The organism is Rhodanobacter lycopersici, assembly GCF_040812335.1.
GTDB lineage: Bacteria > Pseudomonadota > Gammaproteobacteria > Xanthomonadales > Rhodanobacteraceae > Rhodanobacter_A > Rhodanobacter_A lycopersici.
On record NZ_JBFOHK010000009.1, the window covers coordinates 1 to 9,910 of the forward strand.

Annotated in this window: 3 protein-coding genes and 1 pseudogene; 2 read left to right on the forward strand and 2 right to left on the reverse strand. The window is 56.4% G+C overall.

The genetic code is table 11. The features are described 5' to 3' along the window. Positions 1 to 465: 465 nt before the first annotated feature. Both ABQJ54_RS19175 and ABQJ54_RS19030 read right to left on the reverse strand, forming a co-directional pair. Positions 466 to 1,608 (reverse strand): annotated as a pseudogene (locus ABQJ54_RS19175) (DUF6531 domain-containing protein); the annotation flags it as partial. An 8-nt stretch (positions 1,609 to 1,616) separates the two neighbouring features. Continuing rightward, positions 1,617 to 4,019: a DUF6531 domain-containing protein gene (locus ABQJ54_RS19030; protein WP_367855912.1), complete on the reverse strand. Its 2,403-nt coding sequence runs from the start codon at positions 4,017 to 4,019 to the stop codon at positions 1,617 to 1,619. Between the two features lie 1,525 nt (positions 4,020 to 5,544). On the opposite strand from ABQJ54_RS19030, the gene ABQJ54_RS19035 reads away from it, so the two are divergent. Continuing rightward, a complete protein-coding gene (locus tag ABQJ54_RS19035) occupies positions 5,545 to 8,007 on the forward strand; it encodes a DUF6531 domain-containing protein (protein WP_367855913.1) in 2,463 nt (820 codons plus the stop codon). 286 nt (positions 8,008 to 8,293) lie between these two features. After that, the coding region (locus ABQJ54_RS19040) for a DUF6531 domain-containing protein (protein ID WP_367855914.1) at positions 8,294 to 9,910 on the forward strand (1,617 nt) is incomplete at its 3' end.

A 9,910-nucleotide genomic window follows, 5' to 3' on the forward strand; every position in this document is an offset into this window, starting at 1 on the left:
CACGTGCAGCGTCGTGTTCCAAGTGGTGTTGGTGGTGCGTTGGCTGGGTGTGCCCGAGGCGTCGATCTGTTGATCGAGCAGGCCGTTGGCGTCATAGGTGGTTTTGGTGATGTTGCCGTTGAAATCGGTAAGGGACGTTGGGTAGCCATTGGCATCATAAGTGCGTCTTGCCGCGATTTGGCTGCAGATTGGCGCACAGGGTTGACTAGCCGATATAATCTGCATCCGACCATACAAAACCGTAAATCCGATCGCAGTCTGGGCGCCGAGCGGATAGGTAACTGCAGTTGTTCCAACTGACTTATAGGCCACTTGAGTGAGGTTGGCGATACCGCCAAGTTGCGACGAAATAGAGCGGCCCTGACTGTCGTAGTGAATATCTGCGTAGCGTTGCCCGTCCTCATCAATAATGCCCGTCAAAAGACTTGGAAAACCCGATGGCGCGTTGCTACCTTCATCGTATTTGTAGATGCGCGTGTGACCATCTGGGTAGGTCACTTGGGTTAGGTTACCGAATGTGTCGTAAGCATATCCAAGCGTGTCGCCGTCAGGTAGTGTGATTTGCGTGACCTGACTACCCAAGTTGTAAACGAATTGAAGCTGCTGTCCATGCGGCCCAGTGACTGTGATCAACAAGCCAGGTATTGGCGCGATCGACGAAGGTGTCGAGGTGTCGCTGTAGGTTAAAGTGATGGTTAGGCCGTCTGGATTTTGAATCGAGGTCAACAAACCATTCACGCTGTAATTTTCGAGCTGCCGTGACACAGCGTCAAAATATGTCCATCCTTGAAGCTGGCCTTGAGCGTTATCATTTTCGGTCAAAGTATCGTTAATGTCCGGGTCGGCAGTCCATACGTTGTTCATTTTTATGAACTGGACTTTCTTGCCATCAGGGCGAAAAACGGTGGCGTCGAAGTCGTAACCGCCGGTGGGAAATTCAATGCTGCGGTCGAAATTGTCTCGCCAATTTGCACCAATATGTGTCGTGACAACGGAAGGATTGCTGTTGTAATAGCGTCTAAGTTCCAATGGCGTAAGAGTAGAGTAATCTTCTTGACCTTCGTATTCATTTCCGGTACCAAGGTTGATAGGGTCGCCAACTTGACTATTACAGGAGCAGCCGTTGTTTTTATCTGGGTTAAACGCGAGAACGCACCAGTTCCAATTAATCGTTGTATCGGTGCCACCAGAAGGGCCCCAGAAGTAAGACGCCATCGAACTGAGACCAGAAGTGCAGGACGCGTTATCTTGAACATCTGCAACGGGACTAAATAAGCATCTCGCTGGCTGCTGGTTGTATGTCGGATGGGTGGAGAGAAACGCTACGCACATCGCATAAGCATTGGCCTGTGTCTGGCCCGTACCTTCGCCCGCGCGAGCGGGTGTAGAAACTACGAAGCACATAAAAGCAAGTACTGCCCCAAAAAACAGTCCAAAAATACGAGTCGTGCTGCACCCGAACAAATCAGAGTGGGGTGGATTTTTATTTGCTCTCCCAGCCAGAGAGAGATCGATGCGCCTTAAACGTAATTGATAAACGGCGGTGGGCGAGGCCTCTTTCATGGCGGCTAAGGTACGCACTGCGATCTGTCCTTGGTCCATGTCCATGTCCCCTGTCAGTTCGTACCGTTGTAGTTGTCGATGGTCTGCACCAGGCGATTGAGCGCGTCGTAGCTCGATTGCCGCTGGATACCCAGGCCATCGCTGCTCTGCACCAGGTTGCCGTTCGCGTCGTAGCTGCCGGTCGCACTGGCGTTGAACACGGTGTGGCTGAGGCCATCCACCACCGTGGTCAGCTGGCCCAAGGGGTTGAAAGTGCGGCTCAGGCTCTGGTGCACGGTGCCGCTGGCGTCATAGACCTGCTCGGCAGTCTTGTCTCCCGCGGCATCGAGCGTGTACTGCAGGTAATTGCCTTGCGCATCGGTGATCTTCACCAGGCGGTGGGCCGCGTCGTAGCCATAGGTGGTCGTCACCCCGTCCGGATCGGTGACGGAGGACACCGCCCCATAGGGCGTGTAGCCGAAGGAGGTCTGTGCGCCACCGACCGTGCGGCTGGCGAGCCAGCCGCGGGGTGTGTAGGCGAGGTCGGTGTTGATGCCGTTGGTGTCGGTCGTCCGCGTGACACGTCCATCGGCGTCGTAGGAGGCGAGGGTGGTCACGTGGCCCAGCGGATCGGTGACCTGGTACAGGTCGCCTGGCTGGTAGCAGGCGGCACCGGGCGTGCCGCAGTCCACCGCGCTGCTCGTCAGGTAGTAGCTGTAGGTGGTGGTCTGCGCGAGGTCGGTGCGCGGGCCGGTGGCGGTCAGTAGCAGGCCGACCAGTGGGCATTGCACCGTGTCCACGGCAGTGCAGTAGGTGTAGGTCCAGCGGCGCACGCCGGCGGGCACCGTGCCAGAAGCGTTGCAGGCATAGCCTGAAGCAGCACTGTTGGTGGGGTCGATCTCGCAGCGGGCCAGCGTCTGGCCGATGGCGTTGTAGATCCATTGCGTGGAGCTGACCGTGGTGCCGTTGGCGTCCAGCACCGTGCGCGTCAGCGGCACGCGCAGCGCCGTGTTCCAGGTCGTGGCTGTGGTGCGTTGGCTGGGTTGACCTTGCGCATCGATTTCCTGGGTCAGCAGGCCCTGACTGTCATAGGTCGTCGCGGTGACGTTGCCGTTGAAGTCCGTAGCTTGTTGTGGGTAACCGTTGGCGTTGTAGGTCCATGCGCTGATCGGAGAGCAGGCCTCACACGTGCCATTGAGTCCGGTGACGTGAGGCACGCCGATGATCGTGGTGAAGGTGCGGTGGCGCGAGGTGCCCAACGGATCGGCCACGTCGGCGGAGCCGTCGCTGTTGTAGGTGATCGCGTAGGAAGCCACGCCGCCGCTCAGTTGCTGGCTGATGGCCTGGCCGCTGGCGTTGTAGCTGTAGGTGATGTATCGACCGTTGCTCTCGTCGATGATGCCGGTGAGAAGGCCTACAGCGGTTACCCCGCCGCTGTAGGCCGACTCATTGTAGAGATAGGTCAGGACCTTGCCGTCCGGATAGGTCACCGTGGTGAGGTCGCCGGACGCGTTGTAGGCGTAGGCGTAAACGGAACCGTCCTGCGCTTCGGCCTGGCTGATCCGGCCGCTGCTGTTGTAGGTCAGTTGGATCGACCGCTGCGAAGGATCGGTGATCGTGATCAGGTAGCCTGCGCCCGGCGCCACCGAGGTGGGCGTACTGACGGTGCTGTAGGTCAGCGTCGTGGTGAAACCGTCCTGGTCCTGGATGCTGGTCAATTGGCCGCTGGCGTTGAACTGTTCGGTGCTTCGCGTATCGGCACGCCACAGCGTCCAGCCGGTGAGGTTGCCGCTGGCGTCGGTCTGTTCGGACAGCGTGTCCGGGATATCGGCCTCGCCTACCCATGTACCGTTGACCAGGGAATAGGTGCTGACCCGGCCATCCTCGCGAGTGACGGTGACTGCACCGACACCCCTCATGCTTTCGTTGATATGGCTGGAATACGTGTGGCGCCAATGCTCGCCGAGTGTGGCTGGCCCTCCATTGGGATCACTCGCACTGGGATCGCTGTTGTAGTAGCGAGCGAAGCGCAGCCAGCGACCCACATGGAAATCTTCTTCGCGACGGAAAACATTCCCGGAGCCTGCGTTGATGGGATCGCCGACACAAGCGCCGCAGGTGGGGGCGCCGTTGGCTTTGCCGGGTGCGGAGGGCAGTGTGAAGGGGTCAATGCAGCCCCATGTAGCAACGCCCCCTACAGTGTTGTAGTTGATAGCGGAATTATAGACATTAAATCTCCATTCACCGCTGAGTATGCTGTTCGCTGAATTGAGATTACTTAGGTAGCAACCCGATGTTGCTACATCTTGGGCCGGAAGCGAGGCCAGGGTTGCTTGACAGTATGCTTCGGCTTGGCTGTATGTCCACCAGCTATTGGGCGCAACACACGAGCTTTGAGCCAACGCTGAAGTGGCATGCATGGCGGTACACAGAAACAATCCGACAAGGAACCGCAGGCGTACCTTGGTTTGCGTCATACACCTTCATCCCTGTGGCGAAATGTTTTAAAACGGCGGACATACGCAGACGCAGCCACGCCGTCATCAATGATCGGATTTGAGTAATTCGGAGGTGCTTGCCGTGCGTTGCACATTGACATCCGGGCGGCATTCGTCGCCACCTGCGGACGGCCCACCTGGTTGATCTGTATCGCTTCCAGCTGTCCGTTTACTTCCTGCCCGGTCAAACCTGCACTCACACCCCAAGCAATTCCCTTGCCAACGTACACGCATCGAATTGTCCCCTTAAGACGGTGTGTTATGCACGGTGCTCAGTTAGAACTAACGCCGTACGGAGTCTCGCGTCAATAAGTAATTTCTTGCGATATCTTGGCTTACCGATCACCTGTCGCACAGTTTGCTACCAAGTTGGCCTCCGCTTACGTGCATCTGCTGTGTTCGGTTACCCAATCCGCCATCCATCATCGGTCAGCAGCCTGCTAACCCACTGCAGTGTGGACTGGTGGCACTCAGCAACTCCGGCAACAAGAGACCCCTAAGCCTAGTGTGTGAGCAAAGCTCCATAGAGCCTACCCAGCCAAGTCTGGGTGGGTTGCATCATCGTAATTTCTTGCTTATTGACACGCAGATCTGTACGGCGCAAGTTCTAAAAGACATCGCGCGCAAGGCGCGGTCTCAAGGGGACAATCTGATGCGTGTACGTTGGCAAGGGAACTGCCTGTGGGCAACAGTGATGCTAGTGCTATCGAGCTGGTGTCGCACTAGGCCAGTAACCCCAGAAGACAAATACGAGCAACTGAATTAGGTCAATCAGAATATCCAGCCCTTGGGGGCGCGCCCCTTCGGCGGAAACATCAGCTCGCACAACGGCACATTACCGTCCAATGAAATCGACATTAGCCTACCTGGCAGCGGCCCGGCGATCCAATTGGGGGGTGAATTGTTTCCTGCGCAAGGGTTGTTCATTGCGGGAAATGCGGTGATTGCCTTTTCCAGCGGCAATCGAGCTACGACGCGCTCAATCGCCTGGTGCAGACCCATCGACAACTACAACGGCGCGAACTAGACGCATTGGAAGGGTGCCTGCGGCGCACTTGTTCCGTCATCCATTGATCCATCGTGTGGGCAGCAGTAGCAGTACTTGAAAAGGAGTGATCAAGTGAATTCTGCGACGAAAACCTCACTACTTCCGGTGACGCGCCTACATCGACACATTGCGATCTGGGCACTGACACTCTTGTACGTCGGCCGAGCCTCAATGCTTCACCTCTTGTCCAGCCTTGCGTCGACGATGCACTTATGCAAGACGCCTGATGTTCATCACCGTCGGGCGCGCAGGACGGTGTCGATGGCAACGGTGTCCGGACGTATCACGTCGCAGCTGGTTGCGGGACTTTTACTCATCACTGTTGCCACTGGCGCCCAGGCGCAGGACTGCAGCAGCCCCAATATACGTTGCGTGCCCCCTATCACCGGACCATGGGGTTTCACACTTCCGTTGTATCTCCCTTCCTCTGCTAGATATCCATCCTTTGGTCCGATGATGGATGCTCTTCATGCAGCTCTTATCCGTGGTTATGTTCCCGACGTTATTTCATCCTTTTCGCCCAATGATGAATTTGACGCCATTCTTTCCATGCCTCCGAATGACAATTGCACAAGCGGCGGCTCCTATTCATGGGGCGGCAATCCCCCGACCACCGATTGGTACGTATGCGTGTCAACGGGTGTCATGTACGACATCAACTGGCAGAATGCCGGGACATTCATTTTCACCAACCAGGAGGCGCAACCACCTATAGTGCAGCCTGCGCCCATAAACGATGTTGTCGTGACGCGTACCTTTTCTTGTCCAGCGGGTTACACCCAAGGCCCGAACGCTTGCTACATCACGACCCCATCCACAACCGTACTGCCAGACAAGAGCCATAAAACGGGTTGCGACAAATGCCGCCCTTCCACCCCCGATCCCGTGGATATCGCCATGGGCTTCATGTGGGAGAAAGTGGACGATATCGGCGCCACAAATGGCCCGCGGCTACAACGTAACTACAATTCGCAAGCCCGCGTTATTGGCGATGTGAGCAATGCGCCCGCCGAAGGATTCGGCTATCGCTGGCGTACCAACTACAGCCGCCGTGTGCGCTATGCGGCGACCGCTGTGGCGATTGGAGCCTACGTCGAGCGCCCCGATGGCCAGATTCTCTATTTCAACAAGGACACCAGCACTGGCGCCTGGTCGTCCGATCCGGATGTCCATAGCACGCTGACCGAAACCGACAGTAACGGCAGCATCAGCGGTTGGACCTACTTCGATGAAGACACGGGCGACACCGAAACTTATGACAGCGGCGGCAACCTCATTCGGATTGTTCACTTGGGTGGCCGCGCGCTCACGCTTTCTTACAATGCGCAAGGTGACTTCAGCACAGTCACCGACGATTTCGGGCGCAGCCTGACCTTCAGCTACACATCCTCAAGTGGCACCACCTACCCGGGTTTTGTGCAAAGTGTGAAGGACAGTGCCGGTAATACCTGGACCTATACCTACAACACTACGTACAAGACCCTGACACAGGTGACCAACCCCGATGGCTCGGCGATTGTCTACCACTACGAAAACACCAACTCTCCCCAGCTGATTACCGGCGTAAGCTACGTTCCGGCGGGTGGCACGAAAACACGCTACTCATGGTTCACCTACGACACGAACAACCGCGTTACACAGGGTTACGACGGCGGCAACGCCAACCAAGTGGCACTGACCTACGGCAGCAATGGTGCCGTGACGGTTACCTACACGCTTTCCACAAACCAGACGCAAACCCGCAACTACACCTTCAACGTCGTGCAAGGCATGCCGAAGCTGGCTGCCGTCTCAGGCAACTGTGACAGCCGTTGCGGACCGAAAAGCATGGCGTTTGACACCAACGGCAACTTGACCAGCGAAACCGACTTCAACGGCAACGTCACCAATCACAGCTACAGCCCTGATGGTGCGGGCCTGGAAACCCAGCGCGTCGAAGCTGCCGGTACGACAGCACAGCGCACGATTCAAACGGACTGGAACGAAGCCCTTCGCCTCCCTGTCGAGAGGCGAACCCTGGATGCGACCAATAACCTCGTCAACCGCAAAGATTGGGTTTACGACACGACCGGCGCGGTGTTGGCGCGTTGCGAGATCGACCCCACCAACAGTGCTGCTTCAGGCTATGCCTGCAACGCTTCTGGCACGGTGCCCGCCGGCGTGCGCCGCTGGACCTACACCTACTGCACTGCCGTGGACACGGTGCAATGCCCACTGGTCGGCCTGCTACTGACCGCCACCGGCCCGCGCACCGACCTCGCGCAGACCACCACCTACAGCTACTACCTGACGAGCAGCGCGGTGGACTGCGGTACGCCCGGTGCCGCCTGCTCCCAGCCGGGCGACCTGCACACCGTCACCGACCCGTTGGGCCACGTGACCACCATCGCCTCCTACGACACCGATGGACGTGTCACGCGGACGACCGACGCCAACGGCATCAACACCGACCTCACCTACACGCCCCGCGGCTGGCTCGCCAGCCGCACGGTCGGTGGCGCGCAGACTTCCTTCGGCTACACGCCCTACGGGGCGGTGTCGTCCGTCACCGATCCGGACGGGGTCGCCACCACCTACGGCTACGACGCTGCTCATCGCCTCGTGAAGATCACCGATGCGCAAGGCAATTACCTGCAGTACACGCTCGATGCCGCGGGAGACAAGACTGCCGAGCAGGTCTATGACGCCAGCGGCACCGTGCACCAGAGCCTGAGCCGCACTTTCAACCCCTTGGGCCAGCTGACCACGGTGGTGGATGGCCTCAGCCACACCGTGTTCAACGCCAGTGCGACCGGCAGCTACGACGCCAACGGCAACCTGGTGCAGAGCAGCGATGGCCTGGGTATCCAGCGGCAATCGAGCTACGACGCGCTCAATCGCCTGGTGCAGACCATCGACAACTACAACGGTACGAACTGACAGGGGGATGGCTATGGACGTCGACAGCAACAAGAACGTCGCTTGCCACTACGACGAGGCCGACAGCGTTAACGGCTACAGCAGCTCGTATCTAGTCGGCCTCACGCACCATATTGTGGAGAACAATGTCACACACGGTGTACTGTTATAACGCCCACGGCCAAGTGTTCGAGAAACCCAGATCGTCGACACGAATCCGGTCAACGGAAGCGCTTAACAATAATGTTGAATGTGATATCACATTATCCAATTGCTGTATGTATTATGTCGTTACAGGAGCATAAGAATGATCCATATTCTTGCACGAGTTACCACAAAAGTCCTACTTATCGTGATTGCCGCTTTGGCTCTTGGACGCGCCTACGCGGGGCACGTACCAATACATTTTTATAACGTTACCAACTGGTACTCGGGCGGCGAAGACAATGGAATAACTTTCGGACAAAAGATGCTCGCCCATCAATTCAAGACTCCCGACACGGCTTTTCAAGTCGACTGGTCCAAAAATGTGTCTCACTGCCCTAACGGATCTGACACCTATATTTACCTTGATGCCTTTCCTTCAACCGCAGGTTCCGATAACGCATATGACGCCCATTACGATGATTATGCGCAAGATGCTGATTGCCTACCACCCTTAGAGGGACCTTGGCGGTATGGCAGCAGCGCAATAAAATATACCGCTTGCGGAACACAAGTTACCGAGCCCGCCATTACAAATGGACCCGATACTTGTCCCGCACTAGAACTCGACCCCGACAAGAATCGCGGGAACCCCAGTTGTCCTTGCGTTGTTCGCGGCGATCCGGTCAATGTCGCAACTGGGAACAAAGTTGAGGAGATAGAAGTATATCGCGGCAACGGACCGTTCCCGCTGGATTTCAGAATTACCTACAATAGCGCAAACGGCAACAGTAATTCTGTAGCCACCAATGACTTGGTGCTTGGGATTCGCCGTGTGCATTCTTACATGCAGTCCGTTACGGTCTACAGTAATGGCTCCACTTCAACTGCTTACGTCTTGCGTCCGAATGGCAGGGTACTAGCGTTCGACAACTCTGGAACATCCTGGATTCCCGATGCGGATGTTGGCGAGGCATTATCTGCGAGTTATGCGCAAGACGGTACAATCGCCGGCTGGAGCTTGACAGATGGTGGTAAGCAGCAGGAACTGTATGATGCACAGGGAAAATTGACAGCACTGGTTCAGCGTGGTGGACTGAGCCAGACTCTGGCATATGACTCGAACGGTAAACTCACCTCTATCACCGATCCTCAAGGTCGCAAGTTAGTTCTAGCCTATGACGCTCAGAATAGGATAAGCGACCTGACCTCCCCGGCAAATGGTTCCTATGCATTTTCCTACGACACAAACGACAACCTTTCATCGATCACCTATCCAGATTCGACAACGATTCAATTTTTCTATAACGAATCTGGTGGCAGTGGTTATCCCAACAGTCACGGTAACCTGACAAGTGTAGTGGATGAGTCGGGAACCAAAATTGACTCGACTGTTTATGATGTCAACGACCGCGTTTCTTCTACTACCAAGCCTGCTGGAGTGGATTCGACAAACTTTGTTTACACTTTGGATAGTCATGGTTATGCGACAAGCGATGTGGTCACTCATGCCTTAGGGATGACCGAAACAATTGGAGTTGAATATCAATTTGGTGTAGCTAAACCAAATATGATTACTCGCGCCTGCCAAGGATGCTCTTCTGCGACACGCCAGTATGCGTACGATGTCAATGGACGTCTCTCGGGCGTTACCGACTTCAACGGCAACATCACCAAAACCACCTATGACGCCAACGGCCTGCTCGATCAACAGATCGACGCCTCGGGCACACCCAGCCAACGCACCACCAACACCACTTGGAACACGACGCTGCACGTG

What these genes read in the sequence shown, in the direction of transcription:
- ABQJ54_RS19030 (WP_367855912.1), bottom strand. Translation starts at nt 4,019, where the DNA reads ATGACGCAAACCAAGGTACGCCTGCGGTTCCTTGTCGGATTGTTTCTG.
- ABQJ54_RS19035 (WP_367855913.1), top strand. Translation starts at nt 5,545, where the DNA reads ATGGATGCTCTTCATGCAGCTCTTATCCGTGGTTATGTTCCCGACGTT.